Annotated in this window: 21 protein-coding genes and 1 riboswitch; of the genes, 6 read left to right on the top strand and 15 right to left on the bottom strand. The window is 44.9% G+C overall.

All coding sequences use genetic code 11. The features are described 5' to 3' along the window. The 7 genes from NHB35_RS10360 to NHB35_RS10390 all read right to left on the bottom strand — a co-directional run bounded on the left by NHB35_RS10360 (position 1) and on the right by NHB35_RS10390 (position 8,491). A complete protein-coding gene (locus NHB35_RS10360) occupies positions 1-1,140 on the bottom strand; it encodes an efflux RND transporter periplasmic adaptor subunit (protein WP_353433441.1) in 1,140 nt (379 codons plus the stop codon). 169 nt (positions 1,141-1,309) lie between these two features. Further along, positions 1,310-2,794, bottom strand: a complete 1,485-nt coding sequence (locus NHB35_RS10365) for an efflux transporter outer membrane subunit (protein WP_353432283.1) — start codon at positions 2,792-2,794, stop codon at positions 1,310-1,312. A 185-nt stretch (positions 2,795-2,979) separates the two neighbouring features. Then, positions 2,980-4,812: a glutamine--fructose-6-phosphate transaminase (isomerizing) gene (glmS, locus tag NHB35_RS10370; RefSeq protein WP_353432284.1), complete on the bottom strand. Its 1,833-nt coding sequence runs from the start codon at positions 4,810-4,812 to the stop codon at positions 2,980-2,982. After that, a complete protein-coding gene (gene glmU, locus NHB35_RS10375; RefSeq protein WP_353432285.1) occupies positions 4,812-6,317 on the bottom strand; it encodes a bifunctional UDP-N-acetylglucosamine diphosphorylase/glucosamine-1-phosphate N-acetyltransferase GlmU in 1,506 nt (501 codons plus the stop codon). Before glmU ends, glmS begins: the two co-directional genes overlap by 1 nt. Continuing rightward, positions 6,314-7,222 (bottom strand): tRNA 2-thiocytidine(32) synthetase TtcA, encoded by a 909-nt coding sequence (ttcA, locus tag NHB35_RS10380; RefSeq protein WP_353432286.1) that lies wholly within the window; start codon positions 7,220-7,222, stop codon positions 6,314-6,316. The genes glmU and ttcA overlap by 4 nt, the downstream gene beginning before the upstream one ends. Before the next feature lie 26 nt (positions 7,223-7,248). Continuing rightward, positions 7,249-7,644, bottom strand: coding sequence for a dihydroneopterin aldolase (locus NHB35_RS10385; protein ID WP_353432287.1), 396 nt, complete (start codon positions 7,642-7,644; stop codon positions 7,249-7,251). Positions 7,645-7,681: 37 nt separating this feature from the next. Next, positions 7,682-8,491, bottom strand: coding sequence for an SDR family oxidoreductase (locus NHB35_RS10390; protein WP_353432289.1), 810 nt, complete (start codon positions 8,489-8,491; stop codon positions 7,682-7,684). Positions 8,492-8,516: 25 nt separating this feature from the next. Between NHB35_RS10390 and NHB35_RS10395 the strand changes: the two genes are divergently transcribed. Continuing rightward, on the top strand, positions 8,517-9,704 hold the full coding sequence (locus NHB35_RS10395; protein ID WP_353432290.1) for an SAM-dependent methyltransferase: 1,188 nt from the start codon (positions 8,517-8,519) through the stop codon (positions 9,702-9,704). Between the two features lie 14 nt (positions 9,705-9,718). Here the strand turns inward: NHB35_RS10395 and NHB35_RS10400 are convergent, their stop codons facing one another. Genes NHB35_RS10400 through NHB35_RS10410 form a run of 3 tightly spaced genes read right to left on the bottom strand, consistent with a single transcriptional unit; the run spans position 9,719 to position 13,659 of the window. Next, the gene (locus NHB35_RS10400; protein WP_353432291.1) at positions 9,719-10,846 is read right to left on the bottom strand and encodes a polynucleotide adenylyltransferase; all 1,128 of its coding nucleotides are present in this window, start codon (positions 10,844-10,846) and stop codon (positions 9,719-9,721) included. Continuing rightward, positions 10,843-11,754: a complex I NDUFA9 subunit family protein gene (locus NHB35_RS10405; protein ID WP_353432292.1), complete on the bottom strand. Its 912-nt coding sequence runs from the start codon at positions 11,752-11,754 to the stop codon at positions 10,843-10,845. The genes NHB35_RS10400 and NHB35_RS10405 overlap by 4 nt, the downstream gene beginning before the upstream one ends. Before the next feature lie 18 nt (positions 11,755-11,772). Then, positions 11,773-13,659, bottom strand: a complete 1,887-nt coding sequence (locus tag NHB35_RS10410; RefSeq protein WP_353432293.1) for a transglycosylase SLT domain-containing protein — start codon at positions 13,657-13,659, stop codon at positions 11,773-11,775. 129 nt (positions 13,660-13,788) lie between these two features. Between NHB35_RS10410 and NHB35_RS10415 the strand changes: the two genes are divergently transcribed. Further along, positions 13,789-14,406 (top strand): 5-formyltetrahydrofolate cyclo-ligase, encoded by a 618-nt coding sequence (locus NHB35_RS10415; protein WP_353432294.1) that lies wholly within the window; start codon positions 13,789-13,791, stop codon positions 14,404-14,406. Position 14,407: 1 nt separating this feature from the next. On the opposite strand, the gene metF is transcribed toward NHB35_RS10415, so the two are convergent. The 3 genes from metF to metK all read right to left on the bottom strand — a co-directional run bounded on the left by metF (position 14,408) and on the right by metK (position 18,132). Then, entirely contained in the window at positions 14,408-15,238 is an 831-nt protein-coding gene (gene metF / locus NHB35_RS10420; protein ID WP_353432295.1) for a methylenetetrahydrofolate reductase [NAD(P)H], read from the bottom strand. Positions 15,239-15,266: 28 nt separating this feature from the next. Then, complete coding sequence (ahcY, locus tag NHB35_RS10425; RefSeq protein WP_353432296.1) at positions 15,267-16,718, bottom strand: adenosylhomocysteinase; 1,452 nt, start codon at positions 16,716-16,718, stop codon at positions 15,267-15,269. 62 nt (positions 16,719-16,780) lie between these two features. Then, positions 16,781-16,879, bottom strand: a riboswitch (S-adenosyl-L-homocysteine riboswitch). Between the two features lie 86 nt (positions 16,880-16,965). Further along, positions 16,966-18,132: a methionine adenosyltransferase gene (gene metK, locus NHB35_RS10430; protein ID WP_173956573.1), complete on the bottom strand. Its 1,167-nt coding sequence runs from the start codon at positions 18,130-18,132 to the stop codon at positions 16,966-16,968. A gap of 202 nt (positions 18,133-18,334) precedes the next feature. On the opposite strand from metK, the gene NHB35_RS10435 reads away from it, so the two are divergent. Genes NHB35_RS10435 through dapF form a run of 3 tightly spaced genes read left to right on the top strand, consistent with a single transcriptional unit; the run spans position 18,335 to position 21,027 of the window. After that, positions 18,335-19,195 carry a lysophospholipid acyltransferase family protein gene (locus NHB35_RS10435; RefSeq protein ID WP_353432297.1) on the top strand — a complete coding sequence of 287 codons (861 nt, stop codon included), beginning with the start codon at positions 18,335-18,337 and terminating at the stop codon, positions 19,193-19,195. A 20-nt stretch (positions 19,196-19,215) separates the two neighbouring features. Next, positions 19,216-20,115: a lipid A biosynthesis acyltransferase gene (locus NHB35_RS10440; protein WP_353432298.1), complete on the top strand. Its 900-nt coding sequence runs from the start codon at positions 19,216-19,218 to the stop codon at positions 20,113-20,115. 57 nt (positions 20,116-20,172) lie between these two features. Next, on the top strand, positions 20,173-21,027 hold the full coding sequence (dapF, locus tag NHB35_RS10445) for a diaminopimelate epimerase (protein ID WP_353433442.1): 855 nt from the start codon (positions 20,173-20,175) through the stop codon (positions 21,025-21,027). A gap of 12 nt (positions 21,028-21,039) precedes the next feature. On the opposite strand, the gene pyrE is transcribed toward dapF, so the two are convergent. After that, complete coding sequence (gene pyrE / locus NHB35_RS10450) at positions 21,040-21,708, bottom strand: orotate phosphoribosyltransferase (protein ID WP_353432299.1); 669 nt, start codon at positions 21,706-21,708, stop codon at positions 21,040-21,042. A gap of 8 nt (positions 21,709-21,716) precedes the next feature. Here pyrE and NHB35_RS10455 point away from each other — a divergent pair, with 8 nt between their 5' ends. Continuing rightward, the gene (locus tag NHB35_RS10455) at positions 21,717-22,499 is read left to right on the top strand and encodes an exodeoxyribonuclease III (RefSeq protein ID WP_353432301.1); all 783 of its coding nucleotides are present in this window, start codon (positions 21,717-21,719) and stop codon (positions 22,497-22,499) included. Between the two features lie 2 nt (positions 22,500-22,501). Here the strand turns inward: NHB35_RS10455 and NHB35_RS10460 are convergent, their stop codons facing one another. Beyond that, a complete protein-coding gene (locus tag NHB35_RS10460; protein WP_353432302.1) occupies positions 22,502-23,821 on the bottom strand; it encodes an MFS transporter in 1,320 nt (439 codons plus the stop codon). Positions 23,822-23,828 lie beyond the last annotated feature (7 nt).

Here is a 23,828-nt window from a genome sequence, read left to right on the forward strand (position 1 = left end):
TTATTCCTGTGGCTTAGGATCAGGAGAGTTTGCGGGCTGCACCTTATTATTAATAATCAGAGGTGTGCCATTCTTCAACTTCAACTGACCGCTAGTGACAACAGTATCACCTTCATTAATACCTTTCAGAATAGCCACTTGATCGCCACGAGTCGCGCCAGTGGTGACAAATACTTGCTGCGCTTCCAACGCTGGCTTTCCTTGCTTATCTTTCTTACCAGTAGGCTTAGCTATGAAAACAGTTGAGCCATATGGGTTATAGGTCACAGCCGTTTGTGGCAAGGTAAGCAATTTCACTTCATCACCAAGCTTAATATTCACATTTGCAAACATGCCAGGCAATATTTTTTTATCTGGGTTGGCAATCTGCGCCTCAATTTGAATATTGCGAGTATTGGTATCCACCTTTGGGCTAACCGCAGTAATCTTTCCAGTAAAACTTGCATCTTTAAAAGCATCAGTAGTAACAACAACGTCTTGTCCCACTTGAATTTGTTCTGCATTACCTTGAGGTAATGTGAAATCCACAAATATAGGATCCAAAGTTTGCAAGGTAATCAATTTATCGCCTGGATTAACAAACTGACCAGGGTTAATCGACACAATTCCAACACGACCACTAAACGGAGCCTTTAGGTTTTTCTTGGCAACCAAAGCAGTTTGTGCCTCGACCTGGGCTTGCTTAGACTTTGCATCGGCTTTACTGGTATCAAAAACGTTTTTACTAATGGCCTGAATCGCAAGTTGCTGCTTATCGCGCTCATTAATAACTTTTGCGAGGTCCGCCATCGCTTTTAAGGAATTTAATTGAGCCACATCAGAAGCATCATTTAATTTAATGAGTAAATCACCCTCTTTAACATCTTGACCAGATTTAACAGGTACAGCTTGAACTAAACCACCAATTTCCGTACTGAGATCAACCCCCCTGAATGCACGCACGTTACCAACGCTAGTTAACTTTGGCTGCCATTCTGAAGTTGCAACCACCATTGTTGAAACCGTAGCCGGCGGCAAGCCCATTCCTGATATGAAATGCTTAATCATGAATGACTTGAACTGATTAAAAGCAAAAATCAGCCCTAATAATAAGAAGACTCCGCACAACATAATTGTCATACGACGTGGCAAAGGCTCCATTGCCATTAACTTGGCATACGCCTTTGTGCTGCGCCACTTCAGCCCCATGCGTGCATAAAATGCTTTGGCTTTTTCCCAAAGGGAAAGGGCCTTTTCGCGCAGCTGCCATTGCACTGCTTTCAGCTTTAACCATGTCCAGACGCCAATAACAGCAGCAATCAGTTTGCTTTTAATTGTTTCCAGAAGTTTCATTTTGATCTTTGTTCGCTATGTCTTTTGGTTTGAAGGCTGGACCAACTCGATTCCACCAGCCACCGCCTAATGCTGCAAATAATGCTGCCGTATCTGAGAATCGTGTTGCTTGCGCAGCGACGGATTTCACTTTAGCTTGTTGATACTGATTTTGGTAATAGAGCACAGCCAAATAACTTGCTGTTCCCAGTTTGTATTGTTGTTGCACAAGATCCAAAGTTTCATAGGCATAGCGCTCTGCATCAGACGCCGCCTTAAGTGCTTGAGCTCCAGTCTCTAAAGCACGTAAGGCATTGGCAACTTCCTGAAATGCATTTAAGACCGTAGCCTGATATTGAAAAGCAGCCTGTTCATAATTAGCCAGTGCACCACGACGCTGGGCTAACAATTGACCACCCTGGAACAAGGGCTGCAATATTCCGCCGCCAATAGACCATAGAGCAGAGTTGGGGCCAAATAGCGCCGCAGAAGTAAGCGCGGCAGAACCAATAGATCCAGTGATATTAAATTGCGGCAATAAGTTTGCTGTGGCAACTCCAACAAATGCATTCTGCGCTTTTAATTGAGCTTCAGCTGCGCGAACATCTGGACGTTGGCGTACAAGACTTGAAGGAACTGACAGTGGCAATTTTTCAGGTAAATGCAATTTACTCAAATCAAAATGTGCAATATCAGCATTACTAGGTACTTCGCCCACTAAGACTGCGAGTTGATTACGTGTGAATGCTAAATTTCTCTCGTAATTCAATAAATCGACTTGTGAATTCGATACTAATGTTCTTTGGGAGGTGACATCAACTTTGGAAACAGTACCAATCACTAATTGCTTTTCTGTTACCTCAGCAAGATTAGTTTGTGCTTTCAAGATTTCTTCCGTAGCACTCATCTGTGCACGAAGTGCAGCTTCTCTTACTGCGCTAGTAACCACATTTGCTGTTAAGGAAAGATATGCGCCCTCTAGCTGGAACTGCGCAACTTCTGCCTGTGCTCTTGCGCCCTCTACGGCGCGGCGAGCCCCTCCAAACACATCCAGCTTGTAACTAACATTTACAGAGGTGTTGTAAAGATTGTAGGTATCAGACCCATATGGCAAGCCATAAATGGCCGAAGGTTGCAATTGACGACTAGCGCCAGCACCAAGACCGATAGCAGGAAAGTATTGCCCGCCAATTTGAGCATTCACATTCTCTTGAGCCGCACGTAATGCAGCATCGGCAGCACCTAAGTTTGGATTTTGTTCCAATGCTTTTTTAATGAGCGCATCAAGCTCTGGAGATTTATACAGCTCCCACCACTGCGCCTCTATATCAGCGCCCTCAACAAACTCTTGATCCGTTCCACCTGGCACCCCAGGAGCAGTTGCCAATTTATTGGCTACAGGGGTTTCGGTATAAGAAGAGGTTTTGGGTGCTTCAGGTTGCTTAAAGTCAGGACCAACTGCACATGCTGAAAGCAAACTCACGCACAGAATCGGGAGCAGCTTGGAATACGAGAAAGAAGGGGGCTTTAAAAAAAACATGAGTGCGACAAATATTCTCTTTTGTAAGAGTTATTTGAACACAAAAATGACGCAGGGGTTATGTAACACCCTGATTTATCTACTGAAATTTGTACACAAGTTTGTGTGAAAGTCAAATAGGCAAAAAATTATTCGACTGTTACGCTTTTCGCTAAATTACGTGGCTTATCAACATCTGTGCCACGAGCGCATGCTGTGTGATATGCCAATAACTGCAGTGGAACAACATGCAGAATAGGTGAAAGGTTTCCATAATGCTCTGGCAATCGAATCACATTGATGCCATCGCTATTCACGATTTCGGTATCTTGATCAGCAAAGACATATAACTTACCGCCACGTGCCTTTACCTCTTGCATATTGGACTTCAGCTTTTCAAGTAGTACATCATTAGGTGCAACTGTCACTACTGGCATTTTGTCTGTTACTAGCGCCAATGGCCCATGCTTAAGTTCACCTGCAGGATAAGCTTCCGCATGAATATAAGAAATCTCTTTGAGCTTCAAAGCACCCTCAAGGGCGATTGGATAGTGAAGACCGCGACCCAAGAAGAGTGCGTTCTCGCATTTTGAGAACGCATCACTCCAAGCCATGATCTGCGGCTCAAGCGCTAACACTGCATGTAATGCTTTAGGCAAATGACGCAACTCGCGCAATAACTCTTTTTCTTTTTCGGCGCTTACTTTTCCAGCGCGCTTTGCCAAAGATATGGCTAGCAGATATAAAGCTAACAACTGCGTGGTAAATGCTTTAGTTGAGGCAACGCCGATTTCTGTACCAGCCTTGGTTAAAAAATGCCAGAGGGTCTCACGAACCATCGCGCTACTTGCAACGTTGCAGATTGCCAATGTGTAACGATGTCCAAGCTCCTTGGCGTGACGCAATGCCGCCAAAGTATCGGCCGTTTCACCCGATTGTGAAACCACAACAACTAACGCTTTCGGGTTTGGGACTGTTGTGCGATAACGATACTCGCTAGCAATCTCGACTTGCGTTGGAATACCCGCAATATCTTCTAGCCAATATTTAGCAACGCACGCCGAGTAATAACTAGTTCCACAAGCCAAAATCAAAATTTGATCGAATGCCTCCCACTCACCTGGTTTGGCTCCAAATAACTCTGGTCCAAATGAAGCGATATTGGCAAGCGTATCGCCAATTGCTCTGGGTTGTTCAAAGATTTCTTTTTGCATGTAATGCTGATAAGGGCCAAGATCGACGGAATCCGCTTGCGCTGGCATAGGCTTGCGCTCGCGCTCCACCGACTTACTACTTTGATTCAATACTTCGACACTATCAGCCTTCAAGACAGCTACATCACCCTCTTCTAAATACATCATGGAGTGAGCACGGCCTGCTAATGCAAGAGCATCTGATGCTAAAAAATTTTCATGGTTACCTAACGCAATTACTAAAGGAGAGCCAACTCGCGCACCTATCAATGTGTCTGGACTATCTTGGGCAATCACTCCAATTGCATAGGCTCCATGCAACTTTGGTAATACCGTCTTTACTGCATCTGCAATACTTTTTTGACCGCTACCAACATATTGCTGATGAATTAAATGAGCAATCACTTCTGTATCGGTCTCAGAACTAAAAACATATCCAGCCGCTATTAACTCTGTGCGAAGAACTTCATAGTTTTCAATAATGCCGTTATGAACTACCGCAATCAGTCCATTTGAAATGTGAGGATGAGCGTTTTGAGTATCCGGCTTTCCATGCGTTGCCCAGCGAGTATGGGCAATCCCAAGAGTTCCCTTGAAATCTTTACCTTGCTCAGCTAATTCAGAAACGCGAGCAGTAGTACGAGCCCGCTCGATAGGATGCCTTGCGTCATCACCATTTATAACCGCAAAGCCACAAGAATCATAGCCACGATACTCAAGACGGCGTAAACCCTCTACCAATACCTCAACGATATTTTGGTGAGAGGCTGCACCAACAATGCCGCACATTATTTTTTACCCTTAGCTTTAATCACTTTTTTCAAGGGCTTTTTTGATGTCGTTTTTTTAGTCGTTACTTTTTTGGCGGCCAACTTCTTAGAAACAACTTTTTCTTTCTTGACAGGGCGCTGCCACTGCAAAGAAACTTGTTTTGCTCTTGAAACAGTAAGTTGATTGGCTGGCGCATCTTTAGTAAGAGTTGTTCCGGCGCCCAAAGTAGCGCCACGGCCTACACGGACAGGTGCAACTAACTGGGTGTCGGAACCGATAAATACATCATCCTCAATAATGGTCTGGTGCTTGTTAACGCCATCGTAATTGCAAGTAATAGTTCCTGCGCCAATATTGACTCTTGTACCAACAATAGAATCGCCAACATAAGCCAAATGATTTGCTTTGCTGTTTGCCGCAATCTTGCTATTCTTCACCTCAACAAAATTTCCAATATGCACATCATTTGACAAATCAGTGCCAGGTCTTAGTCGTGCATAAGGGCCAATGAGGGATTGATTGCCAACCTTAGCGCCATCGAGATGACTGTATGCATGAATAGCGACACCTTTACCAATGGTGCTATTGCGAATAATGCAATATGGTCCAATTTTTGCTCCAGCAGCTAAGGTAACGCAGCCCTCAAATACGCAACCAACATCGATAAATACATCGGGTCCGCACTCTAAATTCCCACGAACATCAATACGCGCAGGATCAGCAAGCGATACTCCTGAGTCCATTAACTGATTTGCGATATTGAGTTGATGAACGCGCTCTAAGCTTGCTAATTGCTCACGACTGTTAACGCCAACAGTTTCATATTCATTGTCAGCCTGGGCTGTGCGAATGGGCACACCATCTTTTACCGCCATTGCAATCACATCAGTTAAGTAATACTCGCCCTGCGCATTGCTAGCACGCAATGCTTTGAGCCATTTTTTTAAAGAGTTTGTTGGCAACACCATGATGCCGGTATTAATTTCTTGAATAGCCTTCTGCACCACTGAAGCATCTTTTTCTTCAACAATTTCTTTTACAGAACCATCAGCATCTCGCACGATACGACCATAGCCCGTTGGATTACTCAAATTCTGGGTCAGCAAAGCTAAGGCGCAATCTTTACCACGCACACCGTCAGCTAATTTGGCCAACTTACTTAAGGTTTTTTGCGTTGTAAGAGGAACATCTCCATACAAAACCAAAGTTGGCTCTTGTGTATCCAATTTTGGCAATGCTTGCAAAAGAGCGTGGCCTGTACCTTTTTGCTGCGCTTGAAGTGCAGTGCTCACCTTGCTAAATCTAGGATCTTCTTTAGCGGTGCTAGATAAAAATTCTTTAACGTCGACAGCGCCATGTCCAATAACCACCACTGGACCTTTTTTGGAAGACTTACCTTGAAGCGCTAGTGCAGTATCGAGAACATGATGCAAAAGGGGTTTGCCTGCCAGCGTTTGTAAAACCTTTGGTAACGCGGATTTCATCCGCTTTCCCTGCCCAGCAGCCAATATGACGATATTCATAAGGGGGAATTATAAGTCCCTTGCACAAGGGTTCCGCAAGCCAATTCGTCTAATTCCGATTCATCAATTGCCTTGTCCCCCAAAGATCTTGCAGCAATGCCTGTTAACTTTGTTGAAATCTCGAGATTTTTAAAGTCAAAAGCCTCGGCATCCATTAAATGCGAAGGAACAATATGGTGCATCGAACGGAATAGATTTTCTACACGGCCTGGGTGCTTCTTTTCCCAATCACGCAACATTTCTTTCATTACCTGGCGCTGTAAATTAGGCTGACTACCGCAAAGATCACAAGGAATGATTGGGAAGTTCATATCGCCTGCATAACGTTCCAATAATTTCTCGGGCACATAAGCGAGCGGCCTAATCACAATATGCTTACCATCATCGGATCGCAACTTTGGCGGCATGCCTTTGAGCTTGCCTGCGTAAAACATATTAAGCATTAGCGTTTCAAGAATGTCATCTCGGTGATGGCCTAATGCAATCTTTGTAGCGCCCAACTCATCTGCCACCCTATATAAGATACCGCGACGCAAACGTGAACAGAGTCCACAGGTTGTTTTACCTTCTGGAATAACACGCTTTACGATGCTGTAAGTATCTTGCTCTTCAATATGAAATTGAATGCCCAAACTCTTCAAATAGTTCGGCAATATTTCCGCTGGAAAATTGGGTTGCTTCTGATCTAAATTGACGGCCACAATTTCAAAATGAACCGGCGCGCGTTCACGTAATTTCATCAAAATATCTAGCATGGCATAACTATCTTTACCGCCAGATACGCACACCATTACCTTATCGCCATCTTCAATCATGCCAAAATCGCCAATAGCCTGGCCAACTAGACGGCAGAGCTTTTTCTCTAGCTTATTTTCTTCAAAAGCAACTTTACGAATATCGCCCATAAGCACTCAATTCTTTTGTAATAGATTCAAGACTGCTTTATACGAAATACTTCTACGCCCACTGAATGGCAGTCTGAATACACATCGGGTTTTGATGTACTGACGCGCGCTGCTAAAACCTTAGGATGCGCCAACATGGCAGTAATAATGTCATCGCAAAAGGTCTCTTGAAGCTGTATATGCCCCTTAGAGGCAAGCTCTTTGATCGTTTCGCGCATAAAATCGTAATCCACTACTTCATTCAATTGATCCTGAGTTGGCGTATTCATGGCAAGAGGAATGTACAGATCGACATTCAAAATTACTCGTTGTTCTGCCTTTTTCTCAAAGTCATGAACGCCAATATTGATATAGATTTCATAGTCACGCAAAAACAAACGTCGACAGTCAATTAAAGCAGGATGCGAAAGAATGGCGTGCATAAATAGGGAATTTTTTCTAAACGCTTAGTTTGAATACTTAGTTGGTTTTAAACATCACATCACGTGATGAGGGTAATAAATGTTGGCCACCATCTACATAGAGTGTCGTTCCGGTGATGGCATTAGCATTAGCCAAGAATACAGCCGCACTAGCAATATCAGCTGGCGTAGATGATTGACCTAGTGGCGTCATTTTATGAGCCTGAGCGAACCCGGATTGCGACTGATCACCCGATGGTAATGAAATACCTGGTGCCAATCCAAGTACCCTGAGATGAGGAGCGAAATCCATTGCCAAAGTTTCAACTGAAGAAGCGAGGGCTGCTTTTGATAATGTGTAAGACAGGTAATCTGGATTGAGATTAATTAACTTTTGATCAAGCAACTGAATTACAGATGGAATCACATCGAACGTTTGCTTTTTCTCTTTTTGAAATGTAAACATGGATTGCGCCAGTAAAACAGGTGCTAGTAAATTGACCTGCATATGATCCAGCAAGGATTTACCAGTTAAAGGCGTACCGGAATTAGCTCGGTCATATTCAAAAATTGAAGCGCTATTAACTAAACAATGCAAATTAGGAAATTGTCGAGTTACATCGGCAAATAGACTTTTGACGGCCTCCTCAATCGCCAAATCAGCCTGAAATGCAATGGCCTTGACGCCAAGACGCTGTATATCAGCTACAGTTTCCTCTGCTTCTTGCCGAGAACGGCCATAATGAACTGCCACCTCCCATCCCTGGCACGCAAACTGCAAAGCAATTTCACGACCAAGGCGCTTACCAGCACCAGTCACTAAAACTGCTTTTTGTTGCTCTGAAGGATGGGCTGAACTCGGGTTCAATTAAATTCTCTTAGACTAGCGAGCTATGGATATTACCTTGACCAGCCAAGAAACGGAGCATAGCGAGCTTCTAAAGGCAAAAATAGCCTCTCAGATCGCCTCCCAAGGGGGCTGGCTGCCTTTTTCTCGCTATATGGAGATGGCCCTCTATGAGCCCGGAATGGGCTATTACAGCGCGGGCGCTCACAAATTAGGTGCTGGAGGGGATTTCACGACAGCCCCTGAACTTAGCCCGCTATTTGGGGCCGCGATTTGCTCGACCCTCATTTCAGTGCTAGAGGGTCTTCAGCAGAGAGGATTGCCTACCCAGATCTTGGAATTTGGTGCAGGCACTGGGAAGTTAGCCGCGTCCATACTGACGCGACTTCATGATCTTGGATTTGCTTTAGATCACTACAGCATTATCGAAATCTCTCCGGACCTTGCTCAGCGCCAAAAAGAGCGCATTCAAAAGACTATCGAAGAACTCAATACGCCAACTCAATGTCAGTGGCTAAATGAACTGCCAAAAAATTTCTCAGGCGTGATCTTGGCAAACGAAGTAATCGATGCGATTCCCTGCGACACCATCATTTATCAAAACGGGTTTTGGTATTCGCATGGCGTAGCTTTTGAAAACAATAAACTTGTTTGGAAAACAGGTGCCCCTGTTAATCAAAGTCTTCTTCCTGAAACTTTATTGACTGGAAATTTTTCTGAAGGCTACGTCACCGAGCTACATACGCCGGCAATCGCCTGGATGCATCACGTTACACAGCACTTAGATAGTGGTTTATTTCTAACGTTTGATTATGGTTTTCCAGAGAGCGAGTATTACCACTTACAAAGAACTGAGGGAACGCTGATGGCACATCATCGCCATCATGCGATTCAAGATCCGTTTTATCTACCGGGGCTATGCGATATAACAACGCATGTTGAATGGTCGCAAATTGCACGTGCTGCGCTAGCAGAAAACGCTGATGATGTTTATTTAACAAATCAGGCAGCCTATCTTTTAGATGCTGGCATTGGTGACATCGCACTCGAAATTGGCGACCCTGATAATCCAGAAACATTTCTGCCAATCTCTAACTCACTGCAAAAACTTCTATCTGAAGCAGAGATGGGCGAATTATTTAAAGCCTTTGCTTTTTCCAAAAGACTTAAGCAAATCCTGCCAGGACATACTTTGGAAGACTTACCAGGATTGCGCGGTAGAAATCGGCTTTAGCAAATTTTAGAAAATTAACCTTGAAGCGCCGTAGTAATTGCGGCCAATCTTGCCGCCTCAAATGCACTGCCGATACGCTCACCATTAGAGCGATCTTCGGCAGCAACCCCAGCAATGATCTCTGCAGTGTTGATCGCTTGTGCGTTACGCATCGCTTTCACTAAAGGCGCAACACCTAACCCAATATTTTGAGCAAGATTCAGCAGAGCTTGTCCACGATCAGGCTTGCGCCAAATATCCGCGCGGTTGAACCAAGCTAATACATCAACAGGTTGAAAATGAAGTGGGCTCTTATTGGTCAATGCCAATAAATCGCTAAAAATTTCGCTAAAGTCACGAACCTCTATTGGCATGCGAACACAATCAGCCCAGGAACGAATCTCTGCAGCAGATATATTCATCAAAACCACTGCGCAGCGCTCTTCTAATGAATTTCCCGCCGCACCCAAATGAGCCAACATTGCTTCACGAAATTCTTCTTGTGATAGTTGGCTTGCGAGCGTCGGCGCCAATATTGTTTTTGCAGCCCCAGTATCCAGTAGAACCTGGAACATATGCATAGGCTTGCTAGCCACCAAGCCCCTGGCCAATTCCTGCCAAATACGTTCAGCAGACAAAACGCGCAACTCATCTGCCCGAACAATTGCCTTTAAAGCCAGCATCGTTTCATCGGCAATACTGAACTCCGGAAAGCGCGCAGCAAAACGAGCAATACGCAATAGACGAAGTGGATCTTCTGCAAATGCATCTGAAACATGTCGAAAAACTTTAGCAGCTAAATCTTCTTGACCGTTATAAGGATCCAAAATTGGCCCATGCAAGCTTCCATCTTCGCCAACCTCTTGAGCCATCGCATTAATCGTCAAATCACGACGTAATAAATCCTGCTCTAGAGTGACAGATGGGTCGGCATAAAAATGAAATCCTTTATAGCCTTTGCCAGTCTTACGCTCAGTGCGAGCTAAAGCGTATTCCGCTTGAGTATCGGGATGCAGAAAAACAGGGAAATCTTTGCCCACAGGGCGAAATCCTTTGGCAAGCATCTCCTCTACGCTCGAGCCCACCACGACATAATCAATGTCATGCACTGGCAAGCCCATTAAGGCATCGCGTATCGCTCCGCCGACAGCGTAAAACTTCATCCCGAGGTGCTTTCCATATGACGACGACTGATATTAAATACTTGCGTTAATGCATCGATACTATTTTCAGGAAGAATGTTTGGCAATTGCATTGAAGCGATATTGTCTCGGGACATTAGCGTAGGCCCAGGTAAAAACTCAAAGGCTAATGCCTGTAAATAACCTACAAAGGCTGGCACAGGGATAATCCAGCAAGAAGTTTTTGTTTTTTGTTTAGCCAATTCCACAATTTCTTGCATCGTATATACCTGAGGACCCACTAAATCATATGATTGGTGAATTGTCTGAGGTAATTTCAGCGCTTTAACAAATGCAGAGGCAACATCATCAACACTAACTGGCTGAAACCTTGCTTGATAGTTAGCCAGCGGCATTAATGGCAGCAACTTTGTTAACTTAGAAAATAAATTAATAAATCGGTCCTGTGCGCCAAAAATGACTGATGGTCTAAAAATAGTCCAATCTAAATTGCTAGCTTTGACTGCCAACTCGCCATCACCCTTGCTTCGTTGATACATAGATGGGCCATCAGCGTCTGCGCCGAGCGCGCTCATATGAAGATAACGCTTGAGACCATGTAACTGCATCGCAGTAATAATGTTTTTAGGTAAATCTACATGAGCAGATTTAAATACCTTGCCATAAGGCTGGGCTGGCTTATCGTGCAACACACCCACTAAATTAATTACTGCGCCGTTAGGCTTAATACGCGAGCACAAATCTTGCAAAGCATCAAACTCATGAATGTTTGCGTCTTCAATATGCACCTTAGGCAACAGGCGCAATTCACGGCCAGTTGATGGGTGTCTAGACGGAATCAAGACAGAGTAACCAGCTAACTGCAGTTGCGCAGCCAAGACTCTCCCTACAAAGCCATTGCCTCCAATTAACAAAATGTCATATTGCATAGCATTCCTCTTAACAACTTAAGGTAACTCAGATTGTGTAGCAGCTTTAGGTGTAATTACACCTAAACGTTGTTTTAAAGACTGTGTCTGGCTATTCAATACTGAAGAATAGTAATTTGCGTTTGATAACACATTCTTAACGTAAGTGCGGGTTTCATTAAATGGAATAGTTTCAGCAAAAATCGCACCCTCGGTAGGACCGGTCAACTTTTCTCGCCATGCCTTAGAACGAGAAGGACCGGCATTGTAGGCAGCGGAAGCTAAAACCCAAGAGCCATCCAAATCAATCAAAACCATATTGAGATAGTTACTACCCAAAGTGAGATTGGTGTTGGTATCGCTTAATTTATCATTGGTGTAATTAGTCATACCAATCTTCTTGGCGACATACTTTGCAGTATTAGGCATAACCTGCATCAAACCAGATGCGCCTACCGAAGAAGACGCATTCATGATGAAGCGCGATTCTTGACGAATGAGTCCATAAGCCCACGCTAGATTTAAATCAATCTGCCTTGCGATAGGAGATAGCTCATCGCGATACGGTGTAGGGTAGCGCAAATGAAAGTCATGCTCTTGTTTTGTACGATCAGCAGTATTGACAACGCGATCATATAAATTGATACGCTTAGCATATTCAGCGGCAGCGAGTAACTGCCTATCGGTCATATTACGTAACTCCCAATTCCATTCGCGATTACCTTCAAAACGTAAATTCATGGCATAAAAACGTTCGCCACGAATAAATCCTTTGCGACTTGCCATGGCATCAATTTCTTGCTCCGTAACTTTGGTACGACTGGGTGCATGATTTGGTTTGCCTAATTCCTCGCGGGCCAATTGACCGTAAAAGTTGTATTGCTCTGCAATCAGCTCAAAGCTCTCTTTTGCTTTTGCATCTTGACCTTCAGCCTTTAATGCGCGGCCATACCAATAAGTCCAGGCTGGGTCTTTGCTTCTCACCGCAGGATTCATACCATCAATCGCATTCTTAACTAGAGCCCAATCCTTTGCACGTAAGCCAGCACGCACTTTCCACTCTTGAGACTCTACAGACAATAGCTCGTTGTAACCGAGCTCCTGTTGTAAACGATAGGCATCATCTGCATTCGGGTCTAATTTCTTTGCCAGAAATTGACCAATTACACCCCAAGCAAGCGCTTGATTCTCTTTGCTGTAGCGGGATGCGGTTTGAGAAAAATCACGATAGGCTTTTGCGGGATCAGTCTTTGCAACTTTTAAAATATCGCCAATAGGATCATCGCCACCGAGCCGACGTGCCATCGTGTCGTATCCTTTTTCGCTTGCAGCACGACCAATCGCCTTTGCCTCGTTTAATGTCATGCCACCCGCATCCACTAAAGCTGGAACCAACTCTTGGCATGCTTGCCCAAAATAACTAGGGTCCAATAACACTGCGCGTGAATCGATAGTCAACTTGGTAGGATTTTCTCCTTGCGACAATTTTGATAGCAAGGAATAACACTTCACCTGCGTATCGTCATCTAATACAAACTTGGCATATTCTGCGTCAAACCGCGCCCAATCTTTACGCTTACCAAGCACTAGCAACCAATCATTACGCATACGATCTGCCAATGCGGTTCCCTGATAATGATTCAAGAAGGCTACGACTTGTGAATCAGCTGCATAGTCATTTCGAGGACTGCCTGAACTATCAAACATTTGTGGTTTGATCCGAAAATACGCTACGTAATCATCAAATGGATAATTGACTAAAGCTGAGGATAGTTGCTGTGTTCGAAACACATCATTCTTTTTGGCCGCCTCACGCAAGTCAATAAACATTCGATCTGTGTCAGTTATTTCTGCAGGCGCTACTTTTCTTTCATAAGACTTCGGCAACTTTGGTTTTTTGGTTTTCTCTGCAAATGCGTTTGACATAGAAAAAACCATCCCTAGGGCCAATATTCCAGCCCAACGGACACAGTGTCCCCTCAGAATCTGATGCGTCTTTTTCACTATCTAACCTTATTTACTATATTTTCTAATTTTCGCTCGATAATGGATGATATGCACAGTAATTCATCAAAAACTCTGCGCCAAGAATTATTAAAACAACGCAAGGAATTCGCTGCGAGTAGCGCTTTCGCTCAAATTAGAGAGAAGCTGATTTCCACTATTCAAGGGTTTCTTGCTAGCGAGGGCAAGGCCCTGAGCGCAATTGCCCTATATTGGCCGATTCAAGATGAGCTCGACATAAGAGCCCCCTTACTTAGCTGGGCTAGCGGTGATAAGGGGCGGCGCTTAGCCTTGCCTTATGCTCGCCCTGATAAACATCTGGATTTTTATGAATGGCGGGATGGCGATAGTTTGATGCCTAGCAAACATGGCGTTCCTGAACCAATTCCAAATAATGAGAGCAGACCCATTGTTGATCCAGATTGCATCTTCATCCCCTGCGTGGGTTGGTCAAGCTCAAGCGCTAATGGCAAAACACACTATTGGCGATTGGGCTATGGTGGCGGCTATTTTGATCGCACCTTATCGGTATTACGCAAAAAAAATCCTAAGCTGATTTGCATTGGGATTGGATTTAATTGGCAAGAACTGGATGACACTCAGTGGTCTGCTCAAACTCACGATGAGCCTTTAAATATGCTGCTCACCGAATCTGGTTTGCTAAGCTAACTTAATTCGTTAGCTCTAAGTTCTCCGCGATAGCCAATACGGCATCAACCTGATTTAGAGAATAAAAATGCAAGCCTGGTGCGCCAGCCGTTAGAAGCTGATCACACAAGTCCGTTACAACCTCTTCGCCGAATGCGCGAATCGATGCAATGTCATCGCCATATGATTGAAGTCGCAAACGAATCCAGCGAGGAATCTCAGCACCACAAGCATCCGAGAATCGTAACAGTTGACTGCTGTTGGTAATTGGCATGATGCCAGCGATGATAGGTTGAGTAACACCCAAATCATAGGCTTCATCAACAAAACGGAAATACGCATCACTGTTATAAAAATACTGAGTTACAGCGGAGTTTGCCCCGGCCTTCATTTTTTGCACAAAGAAATCAATATCACTTGCTGGAGACTTTGCTTGTGGATGCGTCTCTGGATAAGCGGCAACATCAATATGAAACCAATCACCCGTCTCTGCACGAATGAACTCTACCAATTCATTGGCATGATGAAATTCACCGTACTGACCCATGCCTGACGGCAAGTCACCGCGTAATGCAACGATTCGCCTCACCCCTAAAGCCTGATATTGCTTGAGCATTTCACGCACACTTTCACGCGAACCACCAACACAGGATAAATGCGGGGCAACAGCAGCTCCAGCAGCATGAATATCACTAACAACTTTTAATGTACCTGACTGAGTAGAACCACCAGCCCCAAATGTCACGGAATAAAACGAGGGCTTCAGTGTTTCGCTGAAGCGTTCGCGCACCAAGTGCAATTTATTCTCACCTTCAGGTGTTTTTGGAGGAAAGAATTCAACGCTTAATTCCATGATTGGGGCCTAGATATCTAACAGCAGATTAATAACGATAGTGCTCAGGCTTGTATGGGCCTTCCTTGGTGACACCAATATAAGCTGCTTGTTGATCAGTTAATTCAGTTAGCTGAGCATTTAGCTTCTTCAACTGTAAGCGTGCAACTTTCTCATCCAAATGCTTAGGCAAGGTGTATACGCCAATTGGATACTTATTAGTGCCAACTGCATTCCACAACTCAATCTGGGCAATCACTTGGTTTGCAAATGAAGAGCTCATCACATAGGAAGGATGGCCAGTACCACAACCCAAATTCACCAAACGGCCTTTTGCCAAGATGATTAAACGCTTCTCTGGCATACCATTGGCCGCAGGGAAAATCACGTGATCTACCTGTGGCTTAATTTCTTCCCACTTGTATTTCTCGATACCAGCAACATCAATCTCATTATCGAAGTGGCCGATGTTACAAACAATCGCCTGATCCTTCATCTTCACCATATGGTCATGTGTAATCACATGGTAGTTACCAGTTGCTGATACAAAAATATCAGCCTTGTCTGCGGCGTAATCCATTGTTACAACGCGGTAGCCTTCCATGGCCGCTTGAAGAGCGCAAATTGGATCAACTTCCGTTACCCATACCTGGGCAGACAGCGCACGTAAAGCTTGTGCAGAACCTTTGCCCACATCGCCATAACCACAAACAACGGCAACCTTACCGGCAACCATCACGTCGGTAGCACGCTTAATCGCATCAACCAAAGACTCACGGCAACCATAAAGGTTGTCGAACTTGCTCTTGGTTACAGAGTCATTCACGTTGATTGCTGGGAATTTCAAATCACCTTTGGCGAACATTTGATACAAGCGATGAACGCCAGTAGTGGTTTCTTCGGTAACGCCTTGTACCTTCTCTAAACGAGTGGAATACCAAGTTGGGTCTTGAGCTAATTTTTTCTTGATAGCAGCAAAAAGAATTGTCTCTTCTTCGCTTGTAGGGTGGTTTAAGCATGCTTGATCTTTTTCAGCACGCGCACCTAGATGTAATAGCAAAGTCGCATCGCCACCATCATCCAAAATCATATTGGTATAGCCACCATCAGCCCATTCAAAAATACGATGAGTGAAGTCCCAGTACTGCTCAAGCGTTTCGCCTTTGATAGCGAAAACTGGCGTGCCGTTTGCAGCAATCGCTGCAGCGGCGTGATCCTGTGTCGAGAAAATATTGCATGAAGCCCATTGCACTTCGGCACCAAGAGCCTCAAGGGTCTCGATCAACACCGCGGTTTGAATGGTCATATGCAAAGAGCCTGTAATGCGTGCGCCACGCAATGGCTGTTGAGCGGCAAACTCATCGCGAATGGCAATCAAGCCGGGCATCTCGGTTTCGGCAATCGCGATTTCTTTACGACCAAAGTCAGCCAAAGAAATATCCGCAATTGCGCAACGAGTTGCAACAAAGTCTTTTAAATTGAAATCAGAAACGGTATTCATGTAATGCTCCAGCTAAATACGATCCAATGCTGGAGTACAAACTCGCTAGCCGTTGAATCATGGGTTAGCGAGCGCAGTTGCAAGTAGTAAATCTGCTTCGATTTACCCCTTCAAGCCTGGGGATCTGCCAATTGGCAATCCTTGCAACGCTCCTTGAAGGTATGGCGAAATTGTAATCAATTTCGCCATGTTCTGCCTTAATACATCTTAAAAACGCTTTTTGAGTCTTTAATTCAACATACAGGGCTTATAAACCTGCAGCTGCACGCAATGCAGCGGCTTTATCTGTCTGCTCCCAAGTAAATTCTGGCTCTTCGCGACCAAAGTGACCATAAGCTGCCGTCTTGCGATAAATCGGACGCAGGAGATTGAGCATCTTCACAATACCTTTTGGACGCAAGTCAAAATGCTCAGAAACCAGTTGTGCGATCTTTTCATCAGAAATCTTGCCAGTGCCAAATGTACTCACCATTACTGAAGTAGGTTTTGCAACGCCAATTGCATAAGAGATTTGAATTAAGCACTTGCTTGCCAAACCTGCAGCAACTACGTTCTTCGCAACATAACGACCAGCATATGCAGCTGAACGATCAACCTTTGAAGGATCTTTACCAGAAAATGCACCGCCGCCGTGAGGGGCAGCACCACCGTAGGTATCCACAATAATTTTGCGGCCAGTTAAACCGCAATCGCCTTGTGGGCCGCCGATAACGAAACGACCTGTTGGGTTCACCAAGAAATTAATCGCGCCCTTAATCAAATGCTTAGGCAATACTGGCTTGATAATTTCCTCTACTACTGCCTCACGCAATTTTTCCAAAGAGATATCTTCGTCATGTTGAGTGGACAACACCACGGTATCAATAGAGTCAGGCTTACCATCAACGTAACGCAAAGTGACTTGTGACTTGGCGTCAGGACGTAACCACGTCAAGCGGCCATCACGGCGTAATTGTGATTGACGCTCTACCAAACGATGTGACAAATGAATTGGGAGTGGCATGAGCTCTGCTGTTTCGTCACAAGCGTAACCAAACATTAATCCTTGGTCGCCAGCGCCTTGATCCAAGCCATCATCGTGCGCCTTATCAACACCTTGAGCAATGTCTGGGCTTTGCTTGTCATAAGCAACCAATACGGCACAACCCTTGTAATCGATACCGTAAGCAGTATTGTCATAGCCGATTTCACGTAAGGTATTACGGGCAACTTGAATGTAGTCTACGTTCGCATTGGTTGTAATTTCACCAGCCAATACAACTAAGCCGGTGTTACACAAGGTTTCTGCCGCAACACGTGCAGTTGGGTCTTGTGCCAAGATGGCATCAAGAATCGAATCAGAAATTTGGTCCGCTACTTTATCGGGGTGACCTTCAGAAACAGATTCTGAGGTAAAGAAGTAATCATTTGCCATTGCATATTCCTTTAAAAATTAACACGATCTATCGGACAACTCGACGTGCCTGGAACTACAACGGCGACGCTTTAGCAGAATTTTTGAATCGCCCTGCAAGTTGTCTTAACTCAGCGATGGTGCCATTTTATCTGAAAACTCCAATATTCATCAAGGTTCGATCAAATTTGGTCTTCATGGCAGCATTGAATATCATTGGGGGGTGCAAAAATTCCTTTTAAAAATTGGCCTCAATATTGTCGCCGCCTTACCCCTGGTGGTGGTGCAGGCATTCGGGGCTTTATTAGGCTTACTCGCCTACCTAGGATCAAAGCAATATCGGTCCCTATTTAGACCGCAATACGAAGCCGTAGTCAAAACACGCAATTTACCGTTCAAGCTGTGGGAAGCCGTGCGCGCCTCTGGAATGCTTTTCTCAGATAGTTTATGGATTTGGCGCAATCCACAAAAAGCACTCAGCCTGGTAGAAATCCAAAACTGGGATCTAGTAGAGCAGGCGATACAAGAAGGTCACGGCCTAGTTATGCTGACACCACACCTTGGTGGCTTTGAAATTATCCCCAGAGTATTGGCGAAACATTTCCCTGCAACAATTTTGTATCGACCATCACGACAAGAATGGCTCAATGAAGTAGTAGAGGAAGGGCGCGCATATCCTAATATGCATTTCGTACCTACTAACCTCAATGGTGTAAGACAGATGACGAGAGCACTGACACGTGGCGAGGCGATCGGCATTCTTCCTGATCAGGTGCCTAGCGGAGGTGAAGGAGTATGGGTGCCATTCTTTGGACGACCAGCTTACACAACACCATTACCTGCACGTCTAGCAAATCGCAACAATACTCCGGTGGTGATGTTTACAGCAAAGCGCAAATCTATTGGAAGGGGTTGGCTAATGCAAGCAACGCGCCTTGCACCCTTTAATGAAGACGCCACCATAGCTGCCGCCGAACTCAATAGAGCAATTGAAAATGCCGTCTTACTTGCTCCCGAACAATTCATTTGGTCATATAACCGCTACAAGCATCCAACGGGCGCAGAGTTGCCGCCAAACAAGTAAAGAACATTATCATTTTGAGCATGGACTGGCTCTCAAACCTTTTTAATTTTTTAGCGCTTAGCCTATTGCGCTTATTTGCGTTTCTTCCCTACAGCATTACTGTTTATGTTGGCTATGGACTTGGCTGGCTTGCGGCTCACATACCAAATAGCAGAGCCAAGGTGGTCAAAACGAATTTGCGATTATGTTTTCCAAACCTCAATGAAAAAGAGATTGATGCGCTGGCGCTTGAACATTGGAAATTGTTTGGTCGCAGTGTTTTAGAAAGAAGCAGAATTTGGTTGGGAAGCGGCAAACAAATTACCGACATTGTGACGATTAAGTCCGCTATTACGCTTGGAGATCGCAAACCTCGCCTACTCATCAATCCGCACTTTGTTGGCCTTGAGGGCGGCTTTATGGCGCTATCAGTGCTGGCGAGTCAACGTGATTGGCCTAAGGGGGCTGGTCTTTATCAAAAAATGAAGAATCCATTCTTTAATCAAAAGATGATTGAATGGAGAAATCGCTTCGGTGGTAAATCAATTGAAAGACAAAGCCGGTTGCGCGACCTGATCCGAGAAATCCAAACTGGAAATTTTATTTTCATAGCCCCAGATATTGATTTAGGGCCCCGTGATTCCATATTTGCGCCATTCTTTGGAATTCAGGCAAATACCATCACATCCGTATCGCGCTTAGCTAGGTTAAGTGGTGCTGAAGTTTGTTTAATGACCACAACTCTGAACAAAGATCGCAAAGGCTATACGTGCCACATTAGCGAGCCACTACCAAACTTTCCTAGCAACGATGTCGAAAAGGACACTGCTCGCCTCAATCAATATATTGAGGAACTTGTTCGAGAAAGGCCAGCAGAGTACTATTGGGTGCATAAACGCTTTAAGCATCGCCCTCCTGGCGAGCCAAGCCTTTACGATTAATGGATTATTTTGAGCACTACTCTAAGCAACTCTAGACGCAAATTACGCTTCACCAAAATGCATGGTGCGGGCAATGATTTCATTGTGCTCAATGGCATCGATCAAGACTTAAGCAATATCACTCGCGACCAATGGCAAGCCTTGGCGCATCGTCAATTTGGTATTGGCGCAGATCAAATTCTTTTGGTTGAAAAACCTACTCGCGACGATGCCGACTTTCGTTATCGCATCTTTAATGCGGATGGCGGAGAAGTAGAGCAATGTGGTAATGGCTCACGTTGCTTTGTGCGCTTTGTGCTTGACCAAGGCCTATCCAATAAAAATCCTCTGCGTGTTGAAGTGGCGCACACCGTCCTTACCTTAAAGTCTCATTCCGATGGTCAAGTTGAGGTGAATATGGGCGCGCCAATTTTTGAGCACAGCCAGATTCCATTCAATGCCAATGGCCTAGCAAGCATGCAAGAGTTTCATGAAACACTCTATGCGCTGCCACTGAATCATCCTGCGACACACGATACTTTGGTGGGTGTGCTTTCCATGGGCAACCCCCATGCCGTTCAAGTGGTGGCTGATGTTGCTAGTGCCCCCGTTTTAGAGGAAGGCCCTGAAATCGAAAAGCATGCCGCCTTTCCAAAAAGAGTGAATGCAGGTTATATGCAAATCATGGGTCGCAACGAGATAGTGTTGCGAGTTTATGAGCGTGGTGCCGGAGAAACCTTGGCCTGCGGAACTGGCGCCTGTGCGGCAGTGGTTTCAGGCATTCGCAGAGGACTGCTTGACTCACCAGTAAAGGTACATACTCGTGGAGGTGACCTCCAAATTGCTTGGGGTGGAATTGTGAATAATGAAATTCAGCCCGTAATCATGACAGGCCCAGCCGTTACTGTTTTCGAAGGTGAAACAGAAATCTAAGAGACCTTTTTCTTAGACGCCATATTTTTCTCTATACGCTTTTACTGCTGGCAAATAAGCAGTTAACTGGCCATCGCTTGATGCTGTCAAAAATGACATTAGGTCGGTTAGATTCGCGATTGAAATTACCGGCAAACCAAACTCTTGCTCAACAGCCTGTACTGCTGACTTGTCGCCAATTTCTATCGCATTACCCGAGCGCTCCATGCGATCTAAGGCAATTAATACGGCAACAGGTTCAGCGCCCGCTTTGCGAATGAGGTCTACAGATTCTCTAACTGATGTGCCTGCTGAAATAACATCATCAACAATAATGACCTTACCCTTTACCGGCGCACCAACTAACACGCCACCTTCGCCATGATCTTTGGCTTCTTTGCGGTTGTAAGCATAAGGAACATTAATACCTTCGTCCGCTAGAGCAATAGCGGTCGCAGCTGCAAGAGTAATGCCCTTATAGGCTGGCCCATACAACATATCGAAAGGAATTTTTGATTCCACCAACGCCTTTGCATAGTAACGTCCAAGCGCGCCCAAACGAGCGCCATCATTAAATTCACCAGCATTGAAGAAATATGGAGAGAGCCTGCCGGCTTTGGTTTTAAACTCCCCAAAGGACAAAACCTTTGCCTCCAAGGCAAAACGAATAAAGTTATCTTGATTTGAATTATTTGAGCTCATAGACCTACATGTTACGCATCATTTCCGCGAACCTCAACGGTATTCGTTCTGCAGTTAAAAAAGGCTTTCTACCGTGGGCCATCAAACAAAAGGCTGACTTCATCTGCATGCAAGAACTCAAAGCCCAACGCGATGATTTAGAAGACGCCATTCTGAATCCTGATGGACTACATGGCTTCTTTCATCATGCGGAGAAAAAGGGCTATAGCGGCTGTGGCATCTATACACGCCATCAACCAGATGAAGTACTTTACGGATATGGCAATGCAGAATTTGATGCGGAAGGGCGTTATGTTGAAGCGCGCTTCAAAAATCTTTCGGTGATCTCGGTTTACATGCCATCAGGCTCAAGCTCTCCTGAGCGACAAGAGGCTAAGTATCGCTACCTCGATAGTTTCATGCCACATCTCATCAAACTTAAAAAATCTGGCCGTGAAATTGTTCTCTGCGGTGACGTCAATATTGCCCACCATGAAATCGATTTAAAAAACTGGAAAGGCAATCTTAAAAACTCGGGCTTCCTGCCTGAAGAGCGCGCTTGGTTAACCAAACTATTTGATCAAGTGGGCTATGTCGATGTTTATCGCAAACTAGAGCCTAAGGCTGGAGAGACTTGCTATACCTGGTGGAGCAATCGTGGCCAAGCTTATGCTAAAAATGTTGGGTGGCGCATTGATTATCAAATCAGCACTCCCGAGATTGCTGCTGCAGCCAAGACAACCACCATCTATAAAGATGAACGCTTTTCTGATCATGCACCACTAACGGTGGATTATGACTGGAAGCTTTAAAACTATTCGCCTTCTTTTTTGGTCTGCACAATTTGAAAATGCATCGTTGCCCAGATTAATGCCAATACTGGAAGGCCGATGATGGCAGTGCCATAGAAAAAAGCTGGGTATCCAAAGTGGTCAACATAAACGCCAGAAAATCCTGCCAGCCACTTTGGTAATAACAGCATCATCGAACTAAATAAAGCGTACTGCGTTGCCGAGTAGCGAATATTTGTAAGAGATGAAAGGAATGCAATAAACGCGGAGCTGGCGATTCCTGAACTTAAGTTATCCGCCGAAATCACCCAGATTAAACCGTGCAAATCATGCCCCTGATGGGCAAGCCAAGCAAATAGCAGATTACTTACAGCAGATAACACGGCACCCACAAATAGAATTCTGAGAACGCCGAATCGGAGCGTGAGAACTCCGCCCACAAAGGCGCCAACGAGAGTCATCACAACGCCAAATACTTTGCTAACTGCCGCAACCTCATCTTTTGTGTATCCCATATCAACATAAAACGGGTTAGCCATGATGCCCATCACTACATCACTAATACGATAAATCGCTATGAGAGACAAAATTAATATGGCATGCCAACGATAGCGACGAATAAATTCTGCAAATGGTTCAATCAAAGTTTGATACAGCCACGCTTTTGCATTGCGCGCTTTAGCTAACTCATAACGAGCAGGCTCTTTACTAAATAGGGTTGTCAAAACCCCAACGCCGATCGAGGCCGCCATACACAAATAAGCAAATTGCCAAGCACCAGCGTCATAACCGCTACCTGTTTCAGCTCTTGCGGCCAACCACAATACGCCGGCACCCGCCCAGATGAGTGCTAAGCGATAACCAGTTTGATATGTGGCCGCGAGCGCCGCCTGACGATCGCTATTCGCTGATTCAATCCGAAATGCATCCAAAGCGATGTCTTGAGTAGCAGAACCAAATGCCACTAATAGAGCACACCATACGATTGAATTCAGGGCAAGCTTGGGATCCAAAGTAGACATGCCTACTAAGCCGAGAATGACCAGGGCTTGCGCGAATATCAACCAACTTCTCCTGCGCCCCAATAGAGCAGTTAAGAATGGAATTTGCACACGATCAACCAAGGGGGCCCACATCCATTTGAACGCGTAAATCAGCCCAACCCAAGTTAAGTAGCCAATTGTGCTGCGATCGATTCCTGCTTCGCGCAACCAAAAACTCAAAGTTCCCAGTATTAGCAAAAGGGGTAAGCCCGCTGAGAAGCCTAGAAATAACATTCTTAGGCAAGGCCATTCGAGATACACCCGAAAGTCTTTTAACCAAGATTGAATGGCGGACAGCACCTTGATG

The organism is Polynucleobacter sp. MWH-UH23A (assembly GCF_040409805.1).
Lineage (GTDB): Bacteria > Pseudomonadota > Gammaproteobacteria > Burkholderiales > Burkholderiaceae > Polynucleobacter.